We start from the raw sequence: 25,260 nt of genomic DNA, 5'->3' as shown, positions 1-25,260 counted from the left end.
AAGTGGGTAAATATAGCTTCAATGTTCCGGTCAAATTTTGCTGGTTCCGGTTTCCCCCCATGCTTTCGATCCATAAAACCCATTATATTTCTTGGGAAATGCCTCGGATTCCCGGTCGCCTCCCGGCCCGGCCCATTGGCCCTGGAATTGCTTCCCTGGATCGGTTTAACGCCTGGGAAAGAATTCCGGTTCAGCCATGAGACCGTTCGCCATCCATTCCGCTGCCCGCGTATTGCCCGCGCTCATCGCCCTCCTTTGCGCGCAACCCGCCCGCGCCTTGTATAGCGGCGGACCCATATTCGCCTACCAGGTGGCCGACAACGCCTTTGCCATCGACGGCAAACCCGATTCCCTCTGGCGCACCTTGTACGCCAAGGACGCCTATTCCCTCATCAACCTCGAGGATTTTTCCAAGATGGTCATCTTGCAGCCCGTAGGCCCGCGCAACGATGATCCCGCCAAGTACGTGAAGAATCCGGACACGGGAAGCGTCACCTTCATGGCGGCCTTCGATTCGAAGGCGCTGTACTTTTTCTTCCTCGTCAGGGCGCGCTCCTTCGCCGATCCCAAGGCCTTCGGTTGCGCGGCCTCGGATTTGTGGAAGACCGACGCCGCCGAGGTCTACGTGGATCCATCGCCCTGGAGCACCGACGCCGCCATCTACCAATCCTATTTCACCGCCGATGCCAGCGGCCTCATCTACGGAACCTCGCCGCATACCATCCAGGTAAGCAAGCCCATCTCTTACCATGAAAGCAGGTGGTTTTACCGCGACCGCACTTCCGCGGACCGTTTCCAGACTCCCGCGACCATCCCCAGCGGCATTACCGTGGCGGTATCCCCGCATTCGTCGTCGGATACCACCTGGGTGGGCGTGGAAATGAAGATCCCGTTCTGGACCACCGCTTCGGATTTCGGCGCGGGCAAGAGCATGTTCGTTTCCTGGGGTTATAACCAGTTCGTCGATTCGGCCAAGGCGGGCTGCGCGGGAAATCCCCTGGCTTACCGTTGGGCGAAGAACTTCCTCAGTTACGATAGCCTATCGGAAAAGCCGCCGGGATGGCACCTGGGCGATTCTACCCATTATGATCCGCTGCGCTCGTGGGACGGGTGGGGTGAGATGTACTTGCGGGCCGGAAGGACCGACAACCAATGCACGTCTTCGGACTCCAAGGCCGTATTCGACGCCAATTGGACGCCGGCCTATTGGAAGAAAAACTGCCAAGGGGGGGCAACCACGATGAACCGTGGATCCGTCCGCCTGGATGCGGCCGGTATGCCCATGCCGTTCCGCCTTCCCGTCCGCGATGCGCTGGGACGGGTCGGACGCGCTCCCTGGCTCGCTTTCCCTCGCCCCCACTGAGTCCGCGACGTTAACGTCGGGCAATAGAAAAGGCCGGTCCTTGCGGCCGGCCTTCGCTTCGCGTCGAATCAGGATCCGCCGGGGCGGAGACCTGCTTTCACATGGGATTGTCGCGTTTGCCGCTGCCGTCGTATTCGATCCCGATGGTGCCGACCGGGCAGCCTTCGGCGGCTTCCACGATCTCATCGGTCAATTCCAGCTTGGCGCCGGCCTTGATCACCATTTTTTCCGGAACTTCGAACACCTCGGGACAAGTGGCTTCGCACGCCCCGCACATGGTGCATTCGTTTTCGCTTTCGTCCAACCAAACCTTCGTGATGGCCATTGCCTCGAACTCCTGTTAATCCGGAATAAATCTACTACCCGGCTTGCCGTCCCGGCATCATGCCTGTCATTTCGGCAGGCTTTTCCGCACCGTGCTTTTACTGCCTTCGGGAGCAGAGAAGATACTTGGCGCGAACCCCTTTGGCAAGAATGGCACGCGATCCCGGTCTCGGCTTAAGTCGCCCCCACGCCGGGACTTATTGCGTTTGCGACCTATCTTGAATAGGACCGCCGCTACACAGCCCCCCCTGCCCTTGCTAACTTTGCGGGGACCTTTCAAGGCATGGCGGGCACAGCAATGGCGTATACGGTCGGAATCCTGGGGGCCACGGGCTTCACGGGGCAGGAATTGATGGTGCTGGCCCTACGGCATCCGCAATTGGAATTGGCCTGGCTCAGCTCGGAATCCCAGCCCGGGACCCCATATGGGAAGGTGTACCCCCAATTCCAGGGACGTTTGCCCGCCTCGGCGGATATCCTGCGCGCTTTCGAGGAGATCAAGGACTCGCGGCCCGACGTGGTGTTTTCCTGCCTGCCCCACGGCGCCTCGGCGGCTTGCGCCGCCCCCTTCATCGCGAACGGGAAGACCCTGGTCATCGATCTTTCCGCGGACTTCCGCCTGCAGGACCTGGACGCCTACCAGAAGGCGTACGCCCACGCGCATCCCATGCCGGAGGTCCTGAAACGCGCGTGTTACGGCCTCTCCGAGGTGCATGCGGAGGAGATCAAGCGGACCCGCCTGATCGCGAACCCGGGCTGCTATCCCACTTCGGCCCTCTTGCCTTTGTTCCCGTTGGTCAAGGCCGGCATCGTCTCGCCGGACGGCATCATCATCGATGCCAAGTCGGGCGTGTCGGGCGCGGGCAAGAAAGCCACGGAAACCACGCATTACGTCTACGCCAACGAAAGCGTGGCCGCTTACGGCGTAGGCGATAAGCATCGGCATCGCGTGGAGATCATGGAACAGGTGTCGCTGGCGGCCGGGCGCAAGGTGGAACTGCTTTTCACGGCGCATCTGATCCCCATGGAGCGCGGGATCCTTTCCACCATTTATTGCGATCTGATGCCGGGCAAGGACGAGGCCGCGGCGACCGCCTGCCTGAAAGAGGCCTACGCCGGCGCGGCCTTCGTGCGGGTGCGGGAGGATTTCCCGCGCACCGGGGACGTGAAGCACTCCAACCTGTGCCACATGAAGGCCTACCAGCCCGCGGGCGGCGGCAAGCTGATCATCGTATCGGTGATCGACAATATGGTCAAGGGCGCATCGGGCCAGGCCCTGCAGAACATGAACCTGGCCTTAGGGCTGCCGGCTTCCCTCGGCCTCGCCTGACATAGGTAACCGGCGCGTGACTCCCCCGCTTTCCCGTCCCGTCGTCGTCAAGATCGGCGGGTCCATGATGGACGATGAAGGATCCCTCGCCGGGTTATGCGCCGCCCTTGCCGGCTTGCACCGCGGCGCGGCCGGTTCGGCTCCGGGACCTTTGGTCCTCGTGCATGGAGGGGGCAAGGATATCAACCGCCATCTGGCTTGGTTGGGCGAAGAACCGGTCTTCAAGGATGGCATGCGCGTGACCGGCGCGGCGGCCCTCAAGGTGGTGGAGATGACCTTGAGCGGCTACGTGAACAAAAAGCTGGTGGGCTTATTGAACGCGGGCGGAGCGGCCGCGGCGGGCCTTTCGGGCGTGGACGGCCCCACTTTCATCTGCGAACCCATCTCTTCCGAGCTCGGCCAGGTCGGGCGCATCGCCCAGGTGGATACCGCCTTGGTCACCACGCTTTTGGCGGGCGGCTTCCTGCCCGTGGTCTCGCCGATTTCGGTGGACCGCGCGCAGGCGCATTACAACGTGAACGCGGACGATGCGGCCTCGGCGCTGGCCGCAGCACTCAAGGCATCCAAGCTGATTTTCGTGTCCGACGTGGAAGGCGTGCGCGGGACCGACGGCACGCGGTTGCCGACCCTGGACGGCCCGGCCATCGAAGCCCTGATCCGCGACGGCGTGGCCAGCGGCGGGATGATCCCGAAGCTGCGATCATGCCTGGCGGCGTTGGGGCAGGGCATCGGGCAAGTGGAGATCTGCAAATGGACCGACAAACCCGCTTTCGCCGCGCAGGTCGAAGGACGCGCGAATGGCGGGACGATAATCAAGTGAAAGGCGGGGAAGGGGCACAGGGTTCAGGGTACAGGGTCTACATGTGAGGTTGATCCTTCTGTACCCTGAACCCTGAACCCTTTACCCCAATCAATTATGGACCAAACACATCTCCTCCAGAATTACGGCCCTCGGGATCTGGCCATCGTACGCGGACGCGGATCGTGGGTTTGGGACGACATGGGCAACCGTTATCTCGATTGCGTGCAAGGCGTGGCCGTGAACGCCTTCGGGCATTTGCATCCGCCCGTGGTCGCCGCCATCCAGGAGCAGTTGGGCAAGCTCATGCATGCCAGCAACCTTTACCTGTTGGAGCCGCAGGCCAAGCTGGCCGACGAACTTTGCGCGCTGGCCGGCATGGATGCCGCCTTCTTCTGCAACAGCGGGACCGAGGCCAACGAAGGCGCGATCAAATTCGCGCGCCGGCATTGGCCGGAACAAGGCAAGCCCGGCAAGATCGGCATCCTCTCCTTCACGCATTCCTTCCACGGCCGGACCTACGGCGCCATGGCGGCCACCGGCCAGGATAAGATCCGCAAGGGTTTCGGGCCTTTGCCGGAAGGCTTCCGCGCCCTTCCCGTGAACGATGCCGGGGCCCTGCGTACGGCCTTGAACGACGATACCGCCGCGATCATTTTCGAACCCGTGGAAGCGGAGGGCGGGATCATTCCCATGGAACCGGCCATGGCACAAGCCTTGAAGGAGGCCCAAGCGCGCGGCGTACTGCTGATCGCGGATGAAGTGCAAACCGGTTGCGGCCGCACGGGCGAGTTCCTGGCCTCGCGCGCGCTGGGGCTGGATCCCGATCTGATCACCTTGGCCAAGCCGCTGGGCGGGGGTTTACCGCTGGGCGCGGTGCTCCTGAAGAAATCGGTGGCCGCCTCCATCCATGCCGGCGATCACGGGTCCACCTTCGGAGGCAATCCGGTGGCCTGCGCCGCGGGCCTGGCCGTGCTGGCCGAGTTAAGCCGGGAAGGATTCATGGCCGACGCGCGCGCGCGCATGACGCGATTGCGGACTGATCTGGAATCCTTGGTGGCGGCTAAGGCGGCCAAGCAGGGGAATGGCGGGCCCTGGGGGCCGGTGGTGGGCAAAGGCTTCTTGATCGGCTTCCGCTATGGCGGGGATTTGGGGGCGTTCCAACGGGCCTGCCGCGAGCAAGGCTTGCTGGTCCACCGCGCGGGGCAGGACGTGATCCGTTTGCTGCCGGCCTTGAACATCGCCCGGGAGGAAATCGGGGAGTTGATTGAACGCCTCGGGAAGGCGATGGTAGAATAGGGCCATCCCTCACCCGGAGCCCCGCCGTGGCCAAGCTTTTCAAGAAAGTCGTGCGCGCCTACGCGGCCAACGAGATCATTTTCACGCAAGGCGCCGACGCCGACGGCATCTATAGCGTCCAAAGCGGGCGGGTCTCGGTTTTCAAAACCATGCCGGGACCGAATGGCCCGCGGGAAATCGAACTGGCCACCTTGGGCCCCGGGAGCATGTTCGGCGAGATGGCCATGTTGGGCCAGACCCAGCGCGACGCCTCCGTCCGCGCCCTGGATTTCACCGAAGTCCTCATCATCACCAACGACATGTTCGAGAGCCAAATGGCCTCGCTGGCGCCCTGGGTGGTGAACTTCGTGAAGATCCTGATCAACCGCCTCCGCAACACCAACGATCGCCTGGCCGCCGTCATGCAAGTGCTGGAAACCAACGGGTTGAAGCTTGATGAAGACAAACCCGCTCCCCCCGGTCCGGTCTCTCCCGCAGCATGAAGCCTTCCGCCCACGCCGGACATATCTTAGGCGCGCTTATCAACACGATGTATTGACATTGATTGTCAATACATCGTGTTGAACTGGTCGGGCAATCCCGGCCCATATTGACAAAGCTATCCACGGCGCATACTTTTCCGGCCAGCCACGCAAAGCTAAACATTCGATCCACGGCCATGACCAGGCGCCTTGGAGCGGCTACGGAGAGGACGGGCGGAAGCCATGTTGACCAAGATTCTTTTGGTTGCCGTTACCATCGGATCGCTTTGGGCAGACGAAAAACTGGTGCCGGCGGGGGTGGCCGTCATCCCTGAGGGCAGCCACGTTTATTTGCGGATCGGCCCAGACACCTTACCCATCGGGTACGCGGATTCCGGACGGGTCCTCCTCGCGAAACGCAAGGATAGTGCTCGCCTATTGACGCACGGCAATCGCCTGGTCATATCCGAGCTGGCCATCCGCCGCGCGCAAGCAGCGCTCCCCGTGACGGGGGAAACCTGGAATGGCTGGAGGCACGGTACCGCCACGGTTTCCCTCGCCTTCCGGGATGGAATGGGAAATCCCGACTCCATACAGGCAAACCTCCGGACCGAGGATATCGAAGAAGTCTTTCTACGCATTCCCATTCCGCATAGAACGGTCCGGAAAGATCGAGGCGGCGGGGGCCTCACCCTCTTCGCTTCCGCATTGACGGGAGGCGTAATGGGAATCTATTACAGCCGACAGATCGGCGGCCTGGGCCGGTCCAGCTCAGGAAACAGAGTTCTCGACTCGGGCCTATTGGGCATGCTGATCGGGACCCTATTCGGAATTCCGATCGCCCTTCTCGAGGGTTGAGAACCCAAAGCGCGCCGGCCCGTCGGCGCCGTCAATCCCGACCGCGAGCTTGGACCCCGCAAGACCGCAGGCGCGGGACCGGGGCGCGATCGCGGCCGATCCAGGGGCCGGGCGGGGCGGGTGTCTCGGGCGGCGAATCGAGGCGAAGCGCATTCGCGGAATCGGAATAGACTGGATGAGATCGAAAGCCCGCGCTCTTCAAATGCGCGGGCGCCCCCGATTCCGCGAATGCGCATCGACCGAAACAAACGGCGAGCCTCGCCTGAGCCGACCGAGACACCCGCACCGACCGAGACCCACATCGAGCCGCGCTCGCGCCCCGGCCCCGCGCCATGCGAACGAGCGGCGACCCAAACCGAAGCGCGGGAAGAACGCCCCGCCCCCGGCCCAACGCGCCCATTACTACATTAGGACCCCTGAAATTCAGCGGCCGAGCGCCGCGCGAAAGGGACCATGGCGAAGAAGGGTTCCGCCAAGAGCGGCGGCAAACAGAAGGTTGTATTGGCGTATTCCGGCGGCCTCGACACGTCGGTGATCATCCCCTGGTTGATCGAGAATTACGATGTCGAAGTCATCGCTTACGCGGCGGACATCGGGCAGGGGAAGATCGAAACCGATCCGCTCAAGAAGAAGGCGCTCGCCACCGGCGCGTCCAAGTGTTACGTGCTCGATCTCAAGAAGGAATTCCTGGAAGAATACGCGTGGCCGGTGCTGAAGGCGGGGGCGCGCTACGAGGGCCAGTACCTGCTCGGGACCTCCATGGCCCGGCCGCTCATCGCCAAGCATCAGGTTCTTATCGCCGAGAAGGAAGGCGCCTACGCGGTTTCGCATGGGGCCACCGGCAAAGGCAATGATCAGGTGCGCTTCGAGCTGACCTACATGGCCATGAATCCGCGCCTCAAGATCATCGCGCCTTGGAAGGATCCCAAGTGGAAGATCCGCTCGCGCGAGGATGCCATCGAATACGCCGAAGCGCGCAACATCCCGCTCACCGTCTCGAAGAAGAAGATCTACTCCGAGGACGGCAACCTTTGGCATCTGTCGCATGAAGGCGGCTTGCTCGAGCATCCGGATCAAGAGCATGGCTGGGACATGCTGCGCTGGACCAAGACGCCGGAGAAGGCGCCCAACAAGCCGGGCTACGTCGAGATCGAATTCAACAAGGGCATCCCGGTGGGCCTGGACGGCAAGCGGCTGGGCGCGGTGGAATTGCTGGAGAAGCTGAACGCCTTGGGAGCCGAACATGGCTGCGGCCTGGTGGACATGGTGGAGAACCGCTTGGTGGGCATGAAGTCCCGCGGCGTGTACGAAACTCCCGGCGGAGCGCTGCTGTATCGCGCCCACGAGTTCCTGGAGCAGCTGACCCTCGATCGCGATACCTTGCTTTACAAGCAGTCCATCGGGCAGAAGTACGCCCAGCTGGTATATGACGGCTTCTGGTTCACGCCCTTGCGCCAATCGCTGGACGCCTTCATCGATAAGACGCAGGAAGTGGTGACGGGCAAGGTGACCCTGAAGCTATACAAGGGCAATGCCATGTTGGCCAAGATGGATAGCCCCTTCTCCCTGTACGATCCGGGATTGGGCGGCTTCTCGGACGTAGACACTTATAACCAGCAGGACGCGACCGGCTTCATCAAATGCTTGGGGCTGCCGATGAAGATGCGCGCCTTGCTGCTGGGCAAAAAGAGCCCGGTGAAGATTTAAGGGAAGGCCGGACTTGGTAGGAAGCGCGGACGCCGATCTGGGCATCGATTTGCCGCCGGTCGGCGTGATACTGCCGGCGGGAGGCAAAGGCTTGCGGGCCGGCGCCTCCGAGCCCAAGCAGTTCCTGCCCTTGGCGGCGGGCAAGCCCATGTTGGTCTATGCCCTGGAGGCCTTCCACGCGCTGGTCTGCGTGAAGTCCATCGTGCTGGCGCTTCCGAAGGAAAAGCTGGCCGACTTCGCGGCCTTGGCGGCTTCCCATCCCAAGCTGCGCCTGGTGGAGGGCGGCCCGGAGCGTTGGGTCTCGGTGCGCAACGCATTCCAGTTCCTCGATCCCAAACTGCCCTATGCCTTGATCCACGATGTGGCGCGGCCTTTCGTTTCGGCGGCGGTCATCCGCCGCTGCCTGGAGGGGGTGGGTCCGGGCACATGCGCCATCGCCGCCGTACACTCGCCGGATACCGTGAAGCAGGTGGACGAGGATCGGGTGACGCGTACCCTGGATCGGCGCGGCCTCGTTCTGGTGCAGACTCCGCAGGTGTTCCCGCGCCAGGTGCTGGAGATGGTTTATGGGCGTATCTGGTCGGGCGACATCCCGACCGACGAAGCCATGATGGCGGAACAGGCGGGTTACCCGGTGCGCTGGGTGGCCGGGTCGGACGTCAATCGCAAGATTACGGGAGCCGCCGACCTGGAGTGGGCCCGCTGGATGGCGTCCCGCTTGGGATCCGGGGAAGCCTTGCCGGACTGATGCGGCGGCTGAGCGGGCAGGGATAGCCGGGGAGATCGGGGAAACGCATGTTCAAGGTCGGCATCGGGCAGGACAGCCATCGCATCCAAGAACCCGCCGCGGGCAAGGCCCTGGTGTTGGGCGGCGTGATCCTCAGCGAGGATTTCGCGCTGGAAGGCAATAGCGATTCGGACGTGGTGCTGCACGCGATCACCAACGCCATCTCGGGGATCACCGGAAAGCCCATTCTGGGACCGGTGGCGGACAAGCTGTGCCGGGCGGGGATTACCGATAGCGCCGTTTACCTGGAGCGCGCCCTGGAGGATCTCGCGAGCATCGCCTACCGTCTCACGCATGTTTCCGTAACCTTGGAGTGTCGTAGGCCCAAGATCCTGCCCGTGCTGGCGTCCATGACGGCCAAGGTGGCCGATTTGCTGGGGCTGGCCGCGGAGGACGTGGGGATCACGGCGACTTCCGGGGAAGGGCTTACCGATTTCGGGAAGGGCTTGGGGATCCAGGCTTTCGCCTGCGCGACCGCGATGCGCGCGGAGGCTTAGGCGTGCGGCCGGCTATGCCGGCGGCCAGCTAAGCTGGCAGGCGGAAAGTGAAGGTGACGCCACCCACCTCGATGGCGTCCCCGTCCTTGAGGCGCGCCGAGGTCACCTCTTCGCCGTTCACCTTGATGTGGGAAAAGCGTTTCACCAAAAGGTTGATGACCCAGACCGTACCCTTGCGATCGATGCTCGCGAATTGCTTTCCGATCATCAGGCCGGGGATATGGATGTCATCGCTGCTGCTGTTGCCGAAGTAGGTGGTCTCCTTGACCAAGGGGATGGCATCCTCCGTCCCTGCGGCTTCGAGCCAGGGTTCCGGCGACTTGGATTCGGCATAGGCCATGGGCGGTTCTTGCGTCTTTTGCGCCTCGACGACGAATTCCAGCGCGTGCTGACCGATGGTTATGACGTCGTTGGCTTTCAGCATGCATTTGTGGACGCGCTTCTTGTTGAGATAGGTGCCGTTGAGGCTGCGCAGATCCTCAAGGATGAAGATTTTCCCGTCGATGTCGCCCAGGATGAAGGCATGGTTGCGGGAAATGCCCAGGTTCTCGATGCAGATGGGGTGGGCGGGCAGGCGGCCGATGGTGTTGAATCCCGGCCGCAAATGGGTCTCGCCCAGGATCTGATTCTGGAAGCGGATGACGATTTTGGCCATGGATGGCCCTGAAGATAGCCCTGGCCGGGGGAATGTGCAAGCTGGAGCCGGGGAGGGGATTATTGTTAGTATTAGCCCGATCCCGTATGCAGAGCGTCAAGCCCATCTTCCTAGGTGCGCTGGCCGGCTTAGGCTTAGGTCTGGCCGTCTTGGCGGGATTGTATGCATCGCCGCTGCGGCAGGTGCTTTATTTCTCCGCCGACCCCGCCCTGGCCGAGGCCCGCTCCCGCCTGGATACCTACCAGGAATGGCTGAATCAGGCGGACGCCCGCATCGCGCTCCAGGGACCCGAAGCCGATTCCTTGCGCGCCGAGCAGGCGCGCGTCTGGCGGGACTATAAAGCCTGGCGCACGCGCGTCGGCGAGATGGCCCGCATCCACGCGCAGCCCAGCGGACCCGGGTTCCTGAGTTGGACGTATTCCCTGCGTTACTGGGACGGGCCCGGGGCGGCGGCGGCGATCCTCCTTTGCGGCTTGGCTGGTTTCCTGAGCGGGCGCAACCGTTGTCGAGCGCCCCGCGCACGGGCCGGTAAATCCCCTCGCCCGGCGCCGGCCCCCTCCGAAGCCCATGCGCGCGCTCTTTCCGAATTCCAGGACGCCGTGAAAAAGGTGGCGCGGATATCCCGACCGGATCCGGGACCGATGGCCGAGCCGCCCCCGACCGATCTGCTCCCGCTCCCCGGAACGCCCAGCAAGGGCGCCGGCTTTCGCTCGAAGGAACCGGAAACCCAGGCCCTGCCTTTGATCCCCAAGGAGCATCCGCCCGCCCAAGGCGACGGACGCGAGACCCACTTGTTCCAAGTAGGGCCGGGCTGGGGAGAATCTCCCGATACGCCTCCGCCGGGCGGATTGTCCATGGAAGACGAGGACGCCTCAGGTAACACGGACGCTACCCTGGGCGTGATGCCGCCCACCACCGAGGTGGAACGGGTGGAGCGGCGCAAGGACGAAGTGCTGAAGCTGGCGCGCAAGGGGATGACCTCCTCGGAAATATCCCGCCGCCTGCGGATTTCGCAGGATCAGGTGGAAGTGATTATCCGGATGCGGCGCGAGAAGGGCTGATCAGCAGGGGTCCCGCTCCGGGCAGGTGTGCGCGGTGCGGCGGCGGACAACGCTAGTGGACGGGATGGGTCGATCAGCCGGGCTTCCTGGCGCGCGCCCGCGAAAACTCCGCTTCAAATACGCTATCGTCGCAGGCAGTCTGCTTAAGGTTGCGATGCGCCGGGAAGCCCGGCTGCCCGCGTTGACTGGCCGCCCCGCGCACACCCGCCCGGCGCGGGATCCACGCTGCTCTTGCGAACCGGGGGGGTGAGAAGGGTTTCTGCGACGGGGTTTGGCGCATGCGGTAACGCTTGGCTGTCGAGGCGAGGCTCGGCTAAATCGGGAAAGCTTACCCCCGGCAAGGTTCGCCTTTGGAACAATGTTCGGTCGCGGATCTTGGAAAAAAGGTCAATCGTTGGGTGAGGGCCGCGTTTTCCGACGCCGCTCATTCCGCACCCGCCGCGATCAAGAGGGCGCGAGGGGGGAGGTCGTGGGCGGCGAATCCGAGGGTGGCGACGGGGCGGTGGGGTGGGCGGGCGACTGGCGAATCGAGGCCGTCGGCATCCCGTGCCGCGCATTCGGATCCCACCATCGATAGGTCGCGATTCCGCTTTAAGACCAGTCCCTGGATTCGCGACCGTTGCGCGGCACGGGGTGCCGGGCGACCCAACGCAACACCAGGCCTCGTCTGAGCCAGGCGCCCGCCCACCCCGACGCACCGACCCCAATCTTCGCATCGCCCCAAAGAACCCAAACCCTCCCCGTAACGGCTTCGTCGCGCGTTCAAGGTTTGCCCTCACGCAACCGTATAATACAATGCCCCCTTATGGATACTTCCGGCGCATCCTTATCATCCCCGCTCAAAGGCCCTTCCGGTTCGGATCGTGGATCCGGTGGAACTCCGGTTTTCGCGGGAACCGTGGTGGGGGTTAAGCGTGAGGAGGGCGCCCAGACCGTCGAGATCCAATACCCCCAGGGCCGCATGCGTTTGAAGGCCGATGGGGATTTCCAGGTGGGGGACAAGGTCCGTCTGTCCTTTCCCGGCAACGGCGAGGTGGTGATCGCGAAGGGCCAAGCGGCGGCCGCAGGGCAGGGGGATTTGGAGGGGGTAAGCTACACGTTACCCCGCAACCTGGATGCCCTGAAGGATCTGCGGGCCTTCGAAGCGCAGTTGGTGAATTGGATGGGCGGCAGGAACCGGCCCACGGCTCCGGGCGGAACCCCTGCGGCGCCCGCCCCCAGCGCATTTGCCGGCCTCACCCTCCCCCAACTGATGCTGCAAGCCATGGACCAGGAAGGCGGCAAGGAATTCCTGGCCCAATCGCTGGCGGGGATTGATCCCGAAATGGCCTCGGCCTTGCTCGACTCCCTCGAGGCTTCGCCGGGAGATCCCGCCTCCAAGACGGCCATGTCCGAATTGCTCCGTCCCCTGACCCGACCTGCCGGAGACGAGTCGGCCCCGGCCCAAGCGCCTGCGGCCCGGAAGACCGACGCGTTCTTGCCCGCCGAAGCCGGGGAGGGCCATGCGCCTTGGTTCGGACGCATCGCCGAGCGCCGGCCCGCCGATGGCATCCTCCTCGCCGCGGATCGCGGAAGTTACGCTTCCCCTGGATCGTCTGGATCGCCGCGTGCGGCCGGAACGCCCGGAACCGCAGCATCCGGCCTGCCCGCAGCCGGAACAGCCGCCCCGACCGGAGCTCCGGGCGTTCGTCAACCGATGTTCCGTTACGCCCTGGACATGGGCGGGAATACCTTGGAGGCATTCTCGCCGCAAGCGCTGGAGCCGGGCGAATTCTCCGACTTCACCCTGGAACGGCAGGCTGGCCGCTTGCAGGTGCGCTTTTCGGATCCGGCGCAAACTTTACCTGCCGGTTTGCGCGATGCCTTGAAGGCCGCCGATCCCGGGATGCGCCAAGGGATGCTGCTGGCCTCGCGGTACTTGCAGGAATTCAAGCAGGAGCCCTACTACGGCAAACTGGTGCAGGATTTCGGCGCGGTATTGTCGCAGAGCGGGTTGCTGGCTTCCCCCGCGCCCGGGCAACCGGCCGCCATTCCCAAGCAAGAACAGATGGATGATCTCCTCAAGCTTTTCGTTTCCTTTCCCCGCGATAAGCAAGATCCGGTCGGGCAAGCCAAGGCTTGGGGCGATGCCGTGAGGGATCCCCGCGCCTTCCTTAAGCTGATGAAGGACGTGAAGCCGAACGAAGAAAGCGCGTTGCTTCGTCCCGAAACCCTCCTGCGACTCCGCGCGGGGACGGATCCTGCCGCCGCCTCGGAGACCGTCGGCACTCTCCTGGCCGCGGCCAAGGAAGCGGGCGAAAGCCCGGAAGCCTCCGTCGCTTGGCTTCGCAAGCTTTTGCCCGAAGCCTTCCGGTCCGCGGATTTGCTGTCCCTGGCCAAGGACCCCGCGACGACGACCGGCAAGGAACACGAGGTCGCCAAATTCCTGCTCCAAGCGGTCGCCTCGTCGCTGCCGCAAGAGGCTCCCATCCCGGAAGGCCAGCCTACGCAGTTCTTCTATTACCAGGGCCAGGAATGGCGTAACTTGCAAGTGACCTGGCGCCGCGATGACGGCGGCAAGGACGGGCGAGGCCGCAAGGGCCCCAAAGGGCCGTTGCAAGTGAAGGTGGAGACCCAGGCCAAGCATATGGGCCGCGTGAACGTGGGGGTTTCCTGGGAACCCCAAGGCGCGCGCCTGGATTTCAAGAATCAATTCACCGACGTCCGCGACCTCCTCACGCGCTCCCTGCCCGAGCTCGAGAAATCCCTGGCCCTGCTCGACTTCAAGGTCTCCTCGTGGAGCTACGAAATGCTTCCCGCAGACGCGCCGGCTTTGTCTTCGCCTGGAAGCGTGCGGCCTTCGGGATTGCTTGATCTGAAGGGGTGAGTCTGCTTTGTGGGTCCCGGTCCGTGCCGGTGCGGGGTGCGGCGCAGACGAGGCTAATTACCGCAGTGGGTCGTTGCGAGGAGCGGGAATGGGGGCGCCCGCGCATTTGAAGAGCGCGGGCTTTCGACTCCCTGGTATCGATCCCCATTCCCGCTCCTCGCTCCGCCTCGATTCGCCGCCCCCCGCACCGGCACGGCCCGTCCTCCGCACCGCGACCCACCCCTTCGATCCAGCCTCGGCGGCTAAAACCCGGCGAAGGCAATCGACCCGCGGGCGACAATGGCACAAGGCCTACGCCAGACCGGCCCCATAGGTCCATCGCGCAAAAGGAAAGCGGGGATCCGCGCCCAGCGGAGCGGGGGCGGGGGTGCGGGGGGAGCGGCGAATCAGGGCCGTCGTAGCGCGCGAGGCGTGACCGATCCCGCCCATCGACAGTCCGCGTTAACGATGCGCGACCCAGCCCATCTATACGCGGACGCACCAGCCTCGCGCGCTGCGAAAAGATCCAACCCATCGCAAGGCCCTGTCTGAGCCGCGCCCCCCGCACCCCCGCCCCAGACCCACCTCGGGGCAGCGGCTCACCGCTTTTCCTATTTTCCCGCCCATGCCGCGCTATCGCTTCGCCGTCGAGTATCTCGGCTCCGCTTTCGCCGGGTGGCAGGTCCAGCCAGGACAGCCCACCGTTCAGGGGGAGTTGGAGCGCGCCTTCGGCGTTTGCTTGCGTGCGCCCGTCGCCGTCACCGGAGCGGGCCGCACCGATGCCGGCGTGCATGCCTCCGGGCAAGTAGCCCACTTCGATAGCGAGGTCGAGCTCGACGGCCGCCGCGTGCAGCGCTCGGTCAACGCCCTTACCGCCGACGCCGTTTATATCCGCGGCTTGGAAATATGCGCGCCGGATTTCCATGCGCGCTATTCGGCGCTCTCGCGACGCTACCGCTACCGCATCGCCTTGCGTCCCACCGCATTGTTCGGCGCGCTCGCATGGCATCCCGGCTTTTCTATCGATCTCGATCGCTTCCGGGGCGCGCTTTCCGAAGTGGTCGGCAAGCACGATTTTGCTAACTTCTGCGTGCCCCGGGACGACGGGAAAGGGACCGAGTGCGAGGTCCTCCGGGCCGAAGCCACGGCCGATGCGGCTTTCCTTGAGGTGACGTTGGAAGCGAACCGGTTCCTGCACAAAATGGTACGCTCCATCGTGGGCGCGGCCTTCGAGATAGGACGCGGCGCCCTTTCCGAAGGAACCATGCGTCTGATCCTTGATGGAGCTTTCCGGGGCGAACGTATTTGGGCCCCGGCCCATGGCCTGTGCCTGGAAAGGGTCGCCTACGCCGACTATGACTACGTCTAAATCCCTAACCCTGGCATGCCTGCTGGCCCTGTCCGCTTGGGCCGCCGACAACGCGCTCCCCATCAATCCCCAGGGCAGCAACCCTTCCGACGCGCGCCGCACAGCCATCGTGGTGGCCACCGAGAAGGCGGCGCCTTCGGTGGTCTCCATCACCGTGCGCCGGTCCGCCGTCGTCGCCTACGGCAATCCGTTCTTCCAGGATCCCTTTTTCGACCTGTTCGGACCCCAATACCGCCGCAAGGAGATGAGCAGCCTGGGATCGGGCGTCATCGTGTCCAAAGAGGGGTTTATCCTGACCAACAGCCACGTGGTCGGAGGAGGGGAAGAGGGCGGCCAGCTGGAAGGCATCACGGTAACCTTGCCCGACGGTCGGCAGTTGCAGGCCAAGCTCGTCGGTGCCGACGGGGCCAACGATCTGGCCGTGGTCAAAATCAAGGCCAACGATCTTCCGGTGGCATCCTTGCAGGAAAAACCGGACAATCTGATCGGTGAATGGGTCGTAGCCATCGGCAATCCGTACGGCTATCTGATCGGGGACACCAAGCCAACCGTTACCGTCGGGGTCATCAGCGCCGTGAACCGTTCCTTCAGCAGCAACAGCGACATCCATTACCACAACATGATCCAGACCGATGCGTCCATCAATCCCGGCAACTCGGGAGGCGCCTTGGTCAACGCCGACGGCAAGGTCATCGGCATCAACACCTTCATCTTCACGGGCGGCGGGCAATCGCAGGGCTCCATCGGCCTGGGCTTCGCCATCCCCATCCAGAAGGCCAAGCTGGTGATGGACGAACTGATCAAGTACGGCCGCATCCGCGAGTTCACCACCGGCATCTATGCCGACCCGAACATCGACGAGAACCGCCCGGGCGTGACCGTGGCCGGCGTCGATCGCGGTTCCCCGGGCGAGAAGTCGGGGCTGAAGGTAGGCGATCTGATTTACGAGGTGGCCGGCAAGCGCATCGCCACCTTGCAGGATATCCAGGATGTGTTCAAATTGTTCCAAGTGGGCGAGTCGGTGGAGATACAGTTCCAGCGCGGGAACGAGAAGCGGAAAACCTCGATCCTGCTCGAGGAAAAGCCGCATAAAACGAAGATCTTCTGAGGGAAGGAGATGGAGAGCATGAATAGGAATGCCGGCGTGGGCCGATTGGTTGTTTTCATCCTGTTGGGCCTGGTGCTGGGCGGCATCCTGGGCGAGGTGCTGGGCGTGGTGCTCGGCCAGATCGGCGTCCTATCCGGCGGCGATATGAATAACCCGATCCGCAATTTCTTCGTGAAAGCCTTCGAGCTCGATCTGGGCTACCGCGACGGCTGGGCCATCGATCTGTATACGGTCAAGCTACGCTTAGGGCTGGGCCTCAAGTTCAACGCTTGCAGCATCCTCGGGGTGGCGCTTTCCCTTTATTTCATGAAGTGGTCCAACCGCGGTTAACGATAAGATGGCGGGGGACGCCGCTTCCGACGCAGCCGCATCCATCGCCGCGGTCCGATTCCCCCAGGACCGCTATGGCTTGGCGGCCTTGTAAGTCAGGGCCGTCACGCCGAGATCGAGGGTTTCCGTCCCGATGAGTTCCAACCGGCTCCGCATCCCCTCCAGGAAAAACCGCCGGCCCTTCCCCATGACGATCGGCTGGATCAGCACCCTTAACTCATCGGCGAGGCCGGCCTCGAGCAAGGCTTTCGCCAGGGTCGCGCTTCCGGTCAGAAGCATGTCCCCCGCCACCGCCGCCTTGAGCCGGGAGATTTCCCTCAGCGCATCGGTTTTGATGACGATGGAATTTTCCCAATCCGCCTTTTCCAGGGTCGCGGAAACGACGTACTTCCGCACGCCGTTCAGCTTCGCCGCCACGCCCATCTCGTTGTTCTGTAACGCCGACCAATAAGGCGCGAGCATCTGATAGGTCGTGCGGCCGTAAAGCATGGATTCGCAGGCATCGATGCCCGCGCGGATCCATGCCCCCCGGCGATCGCTATGGAAAGGGTTGAACCACTCCGCCATCAAGGTCGCATCGAAAACGCCGTCCAAGCTCATCCATTCCGAAATCACGATTCTGCCCATCGGTAAAATCCTCCTTGCTTGGGAAGATAACCTGGGCGGGCGGCCGCGAATAGAACGAACCCGACAGCGACGGGAAAATCTAATCCGTTCGCCCCTTTTCTATATTGCCGGGTTCCTCTTTCAAGGCCCTTTTTCTATGGCAACCCTCGCCGAAACCGCCCGGAAAGTCCAAGCCGGGGAGATCACCGCCGAATCCCTGGCCCTCGATTCGCTGGCCCGGATCGAGGCTAAGAAAAGCCTGAACGCCTACATCTCGGTGCTGGCCGATTCCGCCCTGGAACGGGCGCGGGCCTTGGACAAGCGGCGCGCGGCCGGGGAAAAGCTGGGCCCCTTGGCGGGCATCCCCATGGCGGTGAAGGACAATATCGTTACCGCTCATGGCCGCACCACTTGCGGTTCGAAGATCCTCGCCCAATTCGAATCCCCTTACGATGCCACCGCGGCGGCGCGCTTGGAGGCGGCTGGAGCCGTGATCGTGGGCAAGACCAATATGGACGAGTTCGCCATGGGCGCGACCTCGGAGACCAGCGCCTTCGGAGCCCCCAAGAATCCGCTCGACGAGGGCGTGATCGCCGGCGGATCCTCGGGAGGATCGGCCGTGGCGGTAGCCTCGGGTACGGTGCTCGCGTCCTTGGGATCGGATACGGGCGGATCCATCCGCCAGCCGGCGGCTTGTTGCGGCCTGGTCGGCGTGAAGCCCACCTATGGTCGCGTGTCGCGCTATGGCCTGGTGGCCTACGCCTCGTCCCTCGATCAGATCGGCAGCTTCGGGAACACCGTGGCCGATGCGGCCTTGGTCCTCAACGCCATTTGCGGGCGGGATGAGCGCGATAGCACCTCGGCCCAACAGCCCGTGCCGGATTTCACCGCCTCCCTGGGTAAAGGCGCGAAGGGGAAAACCATCGGTATCCCCAAGGAATGCTTCGGCGAGGGCCTGCAGCCCGAGGTCCGCGACGCGGTGATGAAGGCGCTGGAAGCTTTGCAGAAGGCCGGCGCGACCCTGCGCGAGGTGTCCATCCCCAGTTTCAAATACGCCGTGGCCGCCTACTACGTGATCGCCACCGCCGAAGCCTCGGCCAACCTGTCGCGCTACGATGGTGTCCGTTATACCGTACGCGCCAAGGACGTGACGGATCTGTTCAGCCTCTACGCGAAGACCCGCTCCCAGGGTTTCGGCGAAGAAGTGAAGAAGCGGATCCTGCTCGGGACCTACGTGCTGAGTTCGGGCTTCTACGATGCCTACTACATGCAGGCGCAGAAAGTCCGCCGCCTCATCACCGACGATTTCAACCGCGCCTTCGCGACATGCGATGTGGTGGCAACGCCCACCATGCCCACCTTGCCGCCGAAGGTAGGCGCCATCTACGCCGATCCCATGGCGCAGTATCTGGGCGATATCTATACGGTGGCGGTGAACCTGGCGGGCCTGCCCGCGTCCTCACAGCCGGTGGCCAAGGTCGGTAAATTCCCGGTGGGTCTGCAGTTCATCGGCAAGCCGTTCGGCGAAGAAGAATTGCTCCAGGTGGCCGCCGCCGCTGAATCCGCGGCGGCCTAGCGGTATCGCAAAAGGTTTCCCTTAAAAAAACCTTCTCCTAGGGGTTCGCTGGCGGTCGCATTCGGAGCGGCGCGCGACTTCCGAAATGGCTAGATTCCAGGAATGACCCATGCCGCACGGTCGCTCCCCCAGATCCTACTAGCGGTCGGCCCTTTACTCTTCCTCTCCGCCTGCGGCCCCCTGGTCCGTCCTTACTATAACCGGAATGCGGGCGGCTACATCATGCCCGATCCCTCCCTGACCCCCACGCCCATCGTACCGGCCGCATTGAAGCATGTCTCCACCGGGGAGGACCCCTTGCGCAAGGCGGCGGAGGCCTATCTCGGGGTGCCTTACAGCTTCGGGGGCCAGAGCCGTTCGGGTATGGATTGCTCCGGTTTCATCCGGCAGGTGTTCGCCGAGGTCTATGGGGTGGATCTGCCCCACAATTCCTCCGCCTTGTATCATCGCGGCGCGGCCGTGGAGCGGGCCTCCCTGGCGCCGGGCGATCTGGTGTTCTTCGAGAACCTGGGCTTTATCGATCATGCGGGCATCTATATGGGCAAGGGCTACTTCATCCACTCGGCCACCAGCGTGGGCGTGGCGTATTCGGCCTTGGACGCGCCCTACTTCGGCGATCATTACGCGGGGGCGCGCCGTTTGGATGCCGCATCCCATTTGGACGCCGCATCCGATTGAATCCCCGCTGGAGTGCACCTATCTTTGGCCCATGAAAGCCGCGTTCCAGGGCGTACATGGCGCCTACAGCGAGTTGGCCAGCAAGCAGTTGTTGGGTTCCCGCGTACGTACCCTTCCCTGCGAATCCTTTGCCGACGTGTTCGACGCGGTGGCCGGCGGCGCGGCGGAGCGGGGCATCCTGCCCATCGAGAACTCCCTGGCCGGCAGTATCCATCAGAATTACGATCTGCTTCTGGATCGGGATCTGCATATCGTGGGGGAGGCCTACCTGAAGGTGGAGCATGCGCTGCTCTGCCATCCCTCCGCTTCCTTACGGGCCATCACCGAGGTGCGTTCGCATCCCCAGGCCCTGGCCCAATGCAGCGGATTCTTCGCAAAGAATAAAGGCATCAAGCCCGCGCCTTATTTCGATACCGCCGGCGCGGCCGAATCCCTGGCGCGGGAAGCCCCCATCCATATCGGCGCCATCGCCAGCGCCTACGCCGCCGAGCTCTACGGGCTCAAGGTGCTGAAGCGTAACTTGCAGAACCATGCGGATAACTTCACCCGCTTCCTGGCCGTGGCCAAACGGCCCTTGCCCGCCAAGCGGTCCACCACGGCGGGCCTGCCTTTCAAGACCAGCCTGGCCTTCATGCCCAAGCGCAATGCGGTCGGAAGCTTGCATGCCATCTTAGGGGTAATCGCCGGGCGCGGCATCGACTTGCTGAAGATCGAATCCCGCCCTAATCCGCTCTCGCCCTTCGAATATTGGTTCTATGCCGATCTGGCCGGCGGCCCCGGCGCCCTGGCCGTGGCCCAGGCCCTGCGCGAGCTCGAGCCCCTGGTTTCCCGTCTCAAGATCCTGGGCGGATATCCGCGCGCGCCGCGCGCCGGATCCCGTCCCGTACCCGCCAACCGGAGCAAGCATGCCTAGAATCGACGGCCGCAAGCGCGACGAACTGCGCCCCATCAAGATCACCGAGGATTTCGTTTCCTCCGCCGAGGCATCTTATCTCATCGAGGTGGGCAAGACCCGCATCCTATGCTGCGCCAGCCTGGAAGAGGAATTGCCGCGTTGGCTGAAGGGCAAGAACAAGGGTTGGGTCACCGCCGAATACAGCCTCTTGCCGCGCAGTACGACCACGCGCGTGAAGCGCGAGCGGGCCGGCGCCTCCGGACGCACCCAGGAGATCCAGCGCCTGATCGGCCGGGCCTTGCGCGGCGTGGTGGACCTGGAAGCCCTGGGCGAGCGGAGCTTCGTGGTCGACTGCGACGTGATCGAGGCCGACGGGGGCACGCGCACGGCCTCCATCGTCGGCGGCTTCATGGCTTTGGCCAAGGCCTTGCAAAGGATCAAGGCGGCCCAACCTCCTTCCGCGACGGCCCTGCCGCCCGCCGGGCCCATCCTTAGGCATTTCGTCTCGGCCGTTTCGGTCGGCATCGTGGGCGGCGAGCCCATGCTGGATCTCTGCTACGTGGAGGACTCGGAGGCCGAGGTGGACATGAACGTGGTGCGCACGGACAAGGGCCACTTCGTGGAAGTGCAGGGCACCGGGGAGGAGTCGACCTACTCGCGGGAGCAACTGAACGCCATGCTGGACCTCGCCGAGAAGGGCTGTAACGAGTTGGTTACCCTGCAGAAGAGGTTCCTGGGAGCGGTGCTGCCCTAAGGGCGCCCGATCCGGGTTTCCCGGCCCGACGAGTCCCGATTTGTGATTCTTGTGGTCCCCGGACCGAATGCCCGGCCGGCCGCGCTTGCCGGATCCGGGCGCCGGGTCCCTATAATGGGGCATGCCCGAAAAGACTCCGGCCCGTAATCCCCGGCACCCGGTCCGCAACTTCATCATCCTACCGGAATTCCAATGGCCTTACATCATCCGTCTGCTGGCGGTGGTGAACCTGGCCGGGGTGGTGATGGCAATGGCCATTTGCACCTTGTTCTATTTGCACTACCATGCCCAGGACGCCGGCGCGCTTATGCCGGGCGACGCGGGAAGCCTCAATACCATGGAATCCCTGCTGGAAGAAAACCTGATGGACGTGATCGTGCCGGCCTTCGTCATCGCCGATGTGGTGTCCTTGGCGGTCGGGCTGGCCTTGAGCCTGTATTTCTCGCGGAAGATTTCGGTGCCTATCTATCGCATCAGCAAATGGGCCGAAGTCGTGAGCAGCGGGGATTTGGGATATCGCCTGAAGTTCCGTCCGGGGGACGATCTACAGACCCTGGAAGCGGCCTGCAATAAGGTGGGGGAGACCTACGCCAAGATCATCGAGGACATGCGAAGGCAGATCACCGAGGCCAATCTGCCATTGTCGCCGAAAGCGGCGTCCATCCGCATCGCTTCCGAGCGCGCGTCCACGGAAGCCTAAGCCATAAAAACGACTTAAACGAGAAAAGGGCCTAGGGGCCCTTTTCTTCCGATGGACGGAAATGGTTGCCAGCCGCGAGCCTGCCGCCCGCGGCAGGATTACACGAGCTTCTTCTTGTGGCGGTTCAGACGACGGCGCTTCTTGCGCTTGTGGGTCGCCATCTTCTTCCGCTTACGCTTCTTACCGCAAGGCATCTGCTTCCTTTTCTCCGTATGGAGATCGTTCAAAAACCGGGCCTAGAAGGTCGTAATTGAGTCGGCCTTTGTCAACCTGGGGGCGCGTAGGGCCTCGTTCATCAGGTTCCGGGGCTGGTGGTCCCGCGCGCTGCGCGGATGGCCGCGAACAAGCGCGCGGCGAAATCGCCCAGGGAAGGGTCGCGCGCGCCCATGCTTACCACCCAATCGCCCGGACGGGCTTCGGCGGCCACGGCGGCGATGACCTCGTCCTTGGTCGGGAAGAAGCGCGCGAAAGCCCCGCCGGCCTGGGGCTTGAGGGCGTTGGCCGACCGCGCCAGATCGGCGGAGGAAATGCTTTTGTCGGCGGTGCCGCCCGCGTAGTAGATCTCGGGCAGGAAAAGGCGATCGCCGGCGTCCAGCGCGTCGGCCGCCCCGCGGATCAGATCCTCGCCGATGAGTTTCATGGGCGCGAAGCCGTGCGGATGGAAGATGGCCAACACCCGCCGGGGCCCGCCGTCGGGCGCGGCCTTCACGGTGGCGAGGCAGGCCTGCACCTTGGCGGGGTTGTGGGCGAAATCGTCCACCACGGTGACGCCGCCGGCTTCGCCCACGCGCACGTGCCGGCGCTCCACCCCGCGATAGGCCGCCAGGCCCCGCGCGCAGGCTTCCAAGGGGATCCCCAGTTCGCGGCCGATGGCCAAGGCCGCCATGGCGTTGGCCAGGTTATGCTTGCCCGGAACGTTCAAGATGAAATCGGTTCCAGCCAAGCTGAAGGCGGTTTCCCAGTCCCCGTATCGGACGCGTTGCGCCGCCCCGTCGGCCATCCCCGCGCTCCGGAAGACGGCGTCCTGGGGGCGCCGTAGCGCCTGGCAATGGGCATCGTCGGCGTTCACGATCACGCGGCGCGCCGTTTGATCGCGGAAGCGGATGAAGAGCGGGATGAGTTCGGCGATTTCTTTGTGGTCCTTCTCGACGTTGAGGATGACTCCGATCTCGGGGGCGTACTTCACCAGGCTCCCGTCCGACTCATCCGCCTCGATGCACAGCCATTCGCCGGACCCGGCTTTGGCGTTGCCCAGCCATCCCTCCGCCATCAGGGAGTTGAGATTGGCGCCGGTGATGAGGGAGGGCTCCAGGCCCCCGGCTTGCAGCACATGCCAGACCATGCCCGTCACCGTGGACTTGCCGGAGGTGCCGGAGATGGCGATGGTCTTCTTGCTGCGCGCCAGTTCGGCGAGCAGATCGGAGCGGTGGATGATGGGCATCCCCAGGGCGCGGGCGCGCTGCACTTCCGGGTTGGCGTCCTCGATGGCGGTGGAGACGACCAGGCAGGTGCAACCGTCCAGCCCGGTCCCGTCCTGAGGGGAAAGGCGCACGCCGATGCGTTGGAAGTAAGCGCGCTTTTCCGCCTCGGCTCCGCGATCGAGGCTGCGATCCGATCCGGCCACGGCCGAACCTTGGAAGGCGAGGTATTGCGCCAGGGCGCTCATGCCCGTTCCGGCGATGCCGGAGAAGAAGGGGCGGGAAAGGATGTCCCTACTCCCCGTCCTTGCCGGGGAGATCTTCCCCTCCGCCGGCTTCGCGGTTTTCCAGGATATCCTCGATCTCGTTGAGGATGAGGTTGTCGTCCCAGATGGGTTCGCCCTGCTTGATGGCCGAGCGTTGCTGGAGGGTGATCTTGGCCGCCTTGATGGCTTCGCGCACTTCCTCGTTCTGCTCGACGGCTTCGACCGTCTTCAGGATCTCGGGGAGGCGGGACAAGGGGGCGACCGTGCCCAGGGCCAGGATGGATTCGTAACGCACGTCCGTGCTGGCGGACTTGGTCAAGGCGAGCAGGCGATCCTCGGCGGCGTGGAGTTCCAGGCAAGCCGCGGAATGGATCGCTTCCAGGAGGGCGGGCTCGCTGGTGGAATAAAGTTCTTCCAGGATGAGACGTTCGAAGACGGCGTCCTTGATCAGGCCCATGGCGTACAGGGCGCTGACGCGCACGTAGGGGTTCGGCGCCTGATGGTAGAAGCGCATTACGATGGCGCGCACTTCCGGCTGGAAGGCGAGATAACCGAGGGCCTCCAGCGCCCGGCGGCGCACTTCCATGCTTTCCATGGGGGCGTCGACTTTTTCCAAAAGGAATTCCCGCACTTCCATATAGAAGTCGCGGGACACTTGGGCGTATCCGGAAGGGAATCCCTGCGGCAAGGTTTCCTCGAATTCGAGCCCGTCCTGGATCACGGCGCCCAGGCAACTATTGGCCATGGCCCGCACTTCCTCGTCCGGATACTCGTGGGCCATCTTGAAGATGTCCTGGAAGAGCCCTTCGTCGCTGGCGTAATTGCTGGCGGCTTGCAAGGCGGAAAGCATGATCTCCGGATCGGTGGCTTGCAAATAGCCCCGAAGCAATTTCGTCACGTCGACGCCGTCGAAGTCCCGGTTCCCGATGTCTTCGATGCGCTTCAGTATTTGGAGCTTCTCGTCCATGGGGGAGGCGTTTTCCATGCGCATAAAACTAAGAAATATTCCCGCCGTCATCTCCGGCGCGGGCCCCGCGCAAGGCCCTCCAATCCCGCCGGAAAAGGGCTTGCGGCCTGGTCGCCCATTCCTCGTTGGCTTTCCATCGCCTTTTTCGTTTATTAACCTGGCGTTAATGAATAGGAAACGATTCGTGGCGGATTCGGCGAATTCCAATGGGCGCGGCTTGTTACCGGCGATTGCGATCTTGATCGCGATCGGCATGGCCGCATCCGCGCGGACGGCGCTGGCGGGCGATGCGCCGGCGGCCCCGCCCGTAGCCGCCGGGCCCGCGGCCACGGCCGCCCCGGCCGATTCCTCCGCCTTCAAGGAAGCCAAGGCCGCGCTCCGCAAAGCCATCGCCTTCCATCGCGAAGCCCAGGATCTCTCGCTGAAATTCACCGCCCAGGTCTACAACGCCGCCCTCGATAAGCATGATGCATACCAAGGGCGTTTCCTGCTCAAGGGCGCGGACAAGTTCCGCCTGGAGATCCCGGGCGGCACCTTCGTTTCGGACGGAACGACTTATTGGGAATACCATGCCCAGACCAAGCAGGCCATCCGCAAGGCGGCTGCG

Annotated in this window: 25 protein-coding genes; 20 read left to right on the top strand and 5 right to left on the bottom strand. The window is 63.7% G+C overall.

Going from position 1 to position 25,260, the window contains the following annotated elements; genetic code table 11:
• Positions 1–196 precede the first annotated feature (196 nt).
• The gene (locus JF616_17040; GenBank protein MBW8889464.1) at positions 197–1,363 is read left to right on the top strand and encodes a hypothetical protein; all 1,167 of its coding nucleotides are present in this window, start codon (positions 197–199) and stop codon (positions 1,361–1,363) included.
• 97 nt (positions 1,364–1,460) lie between these two features.
• Here JF616_17040 and JF616_17035 read toward each other — a convergent pair whose 3' ends face one another.
• The gene (locus JF616_17035) at positions 1,461–1,688 is read right to left on the bottom strand and encodes a ferredoxin (protein MBW8889463.1); all 228 of its coding nucleotides are present in this window, start codon (positions 1,686–1,688) and stop codon (positions 1,461–1,463) included.
• Between the two features lie 282 nt (positions 1,689–1,970).
• Between JF616_17035 and JF616_17030 the strand changes: the two genes are divergently transcribed.
• The 8 genes from JF616_17030 (at position 1,971) to JF616_16995 (ending at position 9,425) form a co-directional block, all read left to right on the top strand.
• Complete coding sequence (locus JF616_17030) at positions 1,971–3,017, top strand: N-acetyl-gamma-glutamyl-phosphate reductase (GenBank protein MBW8889462.1); 1,047 nt, start codon at positions 1,971–1,973, stop codon at positions 3,015–3,017.
• Between the two features lie 16 nt (positions 3,018–3,033).
• Complete coding sequence (argB, locus tag JF616_17025) at positions 3,034–3,837, top strand: acetylglutamate kinase (protein MBW8889461.1); 804 nt, start codon at positions 3,034–3,036, stop codon at positions 3,835–3,837.
• Between the two features lie 96 nt (positions 3,838–3,933).
• A complete protein-coding gene (locus JF616_17020) occupies positions 3,934–5,115 on the top strand; it encodes an acetylornithine/succinylornithine family transaminase (protein MBW8889460.1) in 1,182 nt (393 codons plus the stop codon).
• A gap of 26 nt (positions 5,116–5,141) precedes the next feature.
• Positions 5,142–5,597: a cyclic nucleotide-binding domain-containing protein gene (locus JF616_17015; protein MBW8889459.1), complete on the top strand. Its 456-nt coding sequence runs from the start codon at positions 5,142–5,144 to the stop codon at positions 5,595–5,597.
• A gap of 222 nt (positions 5,598–5,819) precedes the next feature.
• Positions 5,820–6,434 carry a hypothetical protein gene (locus JF616_17010; protein ID MBW8889458.1) on the top strand — a complete coding sequence of 205 codons (615 nt, stop codon included), beginning with the start codon at positions 5,820–5,822 and terminating at the stop codon, positions 6,432–6,434.
• Positions 6,435–6,887: 453 nt separating this feature from the next.
• Positions 6,888–8,141, top strand: a complete 1,254-nt coding sequence (locus JF616_17005) for an argininosuccinate synthase (GenBank protein ID MBW8889457.1) — start codon at positions 6,888–6,890, stop codon at positions 8,139–8,141.
• 13 nt (positions 8,142–8,154) lie between these two features.
• Positions 8,155–8,889 carry a 2-C-methyl-D-erythritol 4-phosphate cytidylyltransferase gene (gene ispD, locus JF616_17000; GenBank protein MBW8889456.1) on the top strand — a complete coding sequence of 245 codons (735 nt, stop codon included), beginning with the start codon at positions 8,155–8,157 and terminating at the stop codon, positions 8,887–8,889.
• Positions 8,890–8,936: 47 nt separating this feature from the next.
• Positions 8,937–9,425 carry a 2-C-methyl-D-erythritol 2,4-cyclodiphosphate synthase gene (locus JF616_16995; GenBank protein MBW8889455.1) on the top strand — a complete coding sequence of 163 codons (489 nt, stop codon included), beginning with the start codon at positions 8,937–8,939 and terminating at the stop codon, positions 9,423–9,425.
• A gap of 28 nt (positions 9,426–9,453) precedes the next feature.
• Here JF616_16995 and JF616_16990 read toward each other — a convergent pair whose 3' ends face one another.
• The gene (locus tag JF616_16990) at positions 9,454–10,080 is read right to left on the bottom strand and encodes an FHA domain-containing protein (protein MBW8889454.1); all 627 of its coding nucleotides are present in this window, start codon (positions 10,078–10,080) and stop codon (positions 9,454–9,456) included.
• Positions 10,081–10,166: 86 nt separating this feature from the next.
• On the opposite strand from JF616_16990, the gene JF616_16985 reads away from it, so the two are divergent.
• From JF616_16985 to JF616_16965, 5 genes are all read left to right on the top strand, one after another.
• The gene (locus JF616_16985; protein MBW8889453.1) at positions 10,167–11,141 is read left to right on the top strand and encodes a hypothetical protein; all 975 of its coding nucleotides are present in this window, start codon (positions 10,167–10,169) and stop codon (positions 11,139–11,141) included.
• Between the two features lie 901 nt (positions 11,142–12,042).
• Positions 12,043–14,007, top strand: a complete 1,965-nt coding sequence (locus tag JF616_16980) for a hypothetical protein (GenBank protein MBW8889452.1) — start codon at positions 12,043–12,045, stop codon at positions 14,005–14,007.
• A gap of 604 nt (positions 14,008–14,611) precedes the next feature.
• Complete coding sequence (truA, locus tag JF616_16975) at positions 14,612–15,355, top strand: tRNA pseudouridine(38-40) synthase TruA (GenBank protein ID MBW8889451.1); 744 nt, start codon at positions 14,612–14,614, stop codon at positions 15,353–15,355.
• Complete coding sequence (locus JF616_16970) at positions 15,342–16,463, top strand: trypsin-like peptidase domain-containing protein (GenBank protein MBW8889450.1); 1,122 nt, start codon at positions 15,342–15,344, stop codon at positions 16,461–16,463. Before truA ends, JF616_16970 begins: the two co-directional genes overlap by 14 nt.
• A gap of 18 nt (positions 16,464–16,481) precedes the next feature.
• Complete coding sequence (locus tag JF616_16965) at positions 16,482–16,793, top strand: DUF4321 domain-containing protein (GenBank protein ID MBW8889449.1); 312 nt, start codon at positions 16,482–16,484, stop codon at positions 16,791–16,793.
• Between the two features lie 72 nt (positions 16,794–16,865).
• Here the strand turns inward: JF616_16965 and JF616_16960 are convergent, their stop codons facing one another.
• Entirely contained in the window at positions 16,866–17,420 is a 555-nt protein-coding gene (locus JF616_16960) for a dihydrofolate reductase (protein MBW8889448.1), read from the bottom strand.
• Between the two features lie 136 nt (positions 17,421–17,556).
• Between JF616_16960 and gatA the strand changes: the two genes are divergently transcribed.
• From gatA to JF616_16935, 5 genes are all read left to right on the top strand, one after another.
• Positions 17,557–18,975 (top strand): Asp-tRNA(Asn)/Glu-tRNA(Gln) amidotransferase subunit GatA, encoded by a 1,419-nt coding sequence (gatA, locus tag JF616_16955; GenBank protein MBW8889447.1) that lies wholly within the window; start codon positions 17,557–17,559, stop codon positions 18,973–18,975.
• A 102-nt stretch (positions 18,976–19,077) separates the two neighbouring features.
• Positions 19,078–19,653, top strand: a complete 576-nt coding sequence (locus JF616_16950; GenBank protein ID MBW8889446.1) for a C40 family peptidase — start codon at positions 19,078–19,080, stop codon at positions 19,651–19,653.
• A gap of 31 nt (positions 19,654–19,684) precedes the next feature.
• A complete protein-coding gene (locus JF616_16945) occupies positions 19,685–20,566 on the top strand; it encodes a prephenate dehydratase (GenBank protein ID MBW8889445.1) in 882 nt (293 codons plus the stop codon).
• Complete coding sequence (gene rph, locus JF616_16940) at positions 20,559–21,302, top strand: ribonuclease PH (protein ID MBW8889444.1); 744 nt, start codon at positions 20,559–20,561, stop codon at positions 21,300–21,302. The genes JF616_16945 and rph overlap by 8 nt, the downstream gene beginning before the upstream one ends.
• A 121-nt stretch (positions 21,303–21,423) precedes the next feature.
• A complete protein-coding gene (locus JF616_16935) occupies positions 21,424–22,002 on the top strand; it encodes a methyl-accepting chemotaxis protein (protein ID MBW8889443.1) in 579 nt (192 codons plus the stop codon).
• A gap of 295 nt (positions 22,003–22,297) precedes the next feature.
• Here the strand turns inward: JF616_16935 and JF616_16930 are convergent, their stop codons facing one another.
• Positions 22,298–23,668 carry a hypothetical protein gene (locus tag JF616_16930; protein MBW8889442.1) on the bottom strand — a complete coding sequence of 457 codons (1,371 nt, stop codon included), beginning with the start codon at positions 23,666–23,668 and terminating at the stop codon, positions 22,298–22,300.
• A gap of 46 nt (positions 23,669–23,714) precedes the next feature.
• Positions 23,715–24,677, bottom strand: a complete 963-nt coding sequence (locus JF616_16925; GenBank protein MBW8889441.1) for a hypothetical protein — start codon at positions 24,675–24,677, stop codon at positions 23,715–23,717.
• 160 nt (positions 24,678–24,837) lie between these two features.
• Here JF616_16925 and JF616_16920 point away from each other — a divergent pair.
• The coding region (locus JF616_16920) for an outer membrane lipoprotein carrier protein LolA (protein MBW8889440.1) at positions 24,838–25,260 on the top strand (423 nt) is incomplete at its 3' end.

This window comes from Fibrobacterota bacterium, assembly GCA_019509785.1.
Lineage (GTDB): Bacteria > Fibrobacterota > Fibrobacteria > UBA11236 > UBA11236 > Chersky-265.
Note: the sequence above shows the minus strand (reverse complement) of the source record. Positions and strands in the feature narration are given on the sequence as shown.

What these genes read in the sequence shown, in the direction of transcription:
- JF616_17040 (MBW8889464.1), top strand. Translation starts at nt 197, where the DNA reads ATGAGACCGTTCGCCATCCATTCCGCTGCCCGCGTATTGCCCGCGCTC.
- JF616_17035 (MBW8889463.1), bottom strand. Translation starts at nt 1,688, where the DNA reads ATGGCCATCACGAAGGTTTGGTTGGACGAAAGCGAAAACGAATGCACC.
- JF616_17030 (MBW8889462.1), top strand. Translation starts at nt 1,971, where the DNA reads ATGGCGGGCACAGCAATGGCGTATACGGTCGGAATCCTGGGGGCCACG.
- JF616_17020 (MBW8889460.1), top strand. Translation starts at nt 3,934, where the DNA reads ATGGACCAAACACATCTCCTCCAGAATTACGGCCCTCGGGATCTGGCC.
- JF616_17010 (MBW8889458.1), top strand. Translation starts at nt 5,820, where the DNA reads ATGTTGACCAAGATTCTTTTGGTTGCCGTTACCATCGGATCGCTTTGG.
- JF616_17005 (MBW8889457.1), top strand. Translation starts at nt 6,888, where the DNA reads ATGGCGAAGAAGGGTTCCGCCAAGAGCGGCGGCAAACAGAAGGTTGTA.
- JF616_16995 (MBW8889455.1), top strand. Translation starts at nt 8,937, where the DNA reads ATGTTCAAGGTCGGCATCGGGCAGGACAGCCATCGCATCCAAGAACCC.
- JF616_16990 (MBW8889454.1), bottom strand. Translation starts at nt 10,080, where the DNA reads ATGGCCAAAATCGTCATCCGCTTCCAGAATCAGATCCTGGGCGAGACC.
- JF616_16985 (MBW8889453.1), top strand. Translation starts at nt 10,167, where the DNA reads ATGCAGAGCGTCAAGCCCATCTTCCTAGGTGCGCTGGCCGGCTTAGGC.
- truA (MBW8889451.1), top strand. Translation starts at nt 14,612, where the DNA reads ATGCCGCGCTATCGCTTCGCCGTCGAGTATCTCGGCTCCGCTTTCGCC.
- JF616_16970 (MBW8889450.1), top strand. Translation starts at nt 15,342, where the DNA reads ATGACTACGTCTAAATCCCTAACCCTGGCATGCCTGCTGGCCCTGTCC.
- JF616_16965 (MBW8889449.1), top strand. Translation starts at nt 16,482, where the DNA reads ATGAATAGGAATGCCGGCGTGGGCCGATTGGTTGTTTTCATCCTGTTG.
- JF616_16960 (MBW8889448.1), bottom strand. Translation starts at nt 17,420, where the DNA reads ATGGGCAGAATCGTGATTTCGGAATGGATGAGCTTGGACGGCGTTTTC.
- gatA (MBW8889447.1), top strand. Translation starts at nt 17,557, where the DNA reads ATGGCAACCCTCGCCGAAACCGCCCGGAAAGTCCAAGCCGGGGAGATC.
- JF616_16950 (MBW8889446.1), top strand. Translation starts at nt 19,078, where the DNA reads ATGACCCATGCCGCACGGTCGCTCCCCCAGATCCTACTAGCGGTCGGC.
- JF616_16945 (MBW8889445.1), top strand. Translation starts at nt 19,685, where the DNA reads ATGAAAGCCGCGTTCCAGGGCGTACATGGCGCCTACAGCGAGTTGGCC.
- rph (MBW8889444.1), top strand. Translation starts at nt 20,559, where the DNA reads ATGCCTAGAATCGACGGCCGCAAGCGCGACGAACTGCGCCCCATCAAG.
- JF616_16935 (MBW8889443.1), top strand. Translation starts at nt 21,424, where the DNA reads ATGCCCGAAAAGACTCCGGCCCGTAATCCCCGGCACCCGGTCCGCAAC.
- JF616_16930 (MBW8889442.1), bottom strand. Translation starts at nt 23,668, where the DNA reads ATGAGCGCCCTGGCGCAATACCTCGCCTTCCAAGGTTCGGCCGTGGCC.
- JF616_16925 (MBW8889441.1), bottom strand. Translation starts at nt 24,677, where the DNA reads ATGCGCATGGAAAACGCCTCCCCCATGGACGAGAAGCTCCAAATACTG.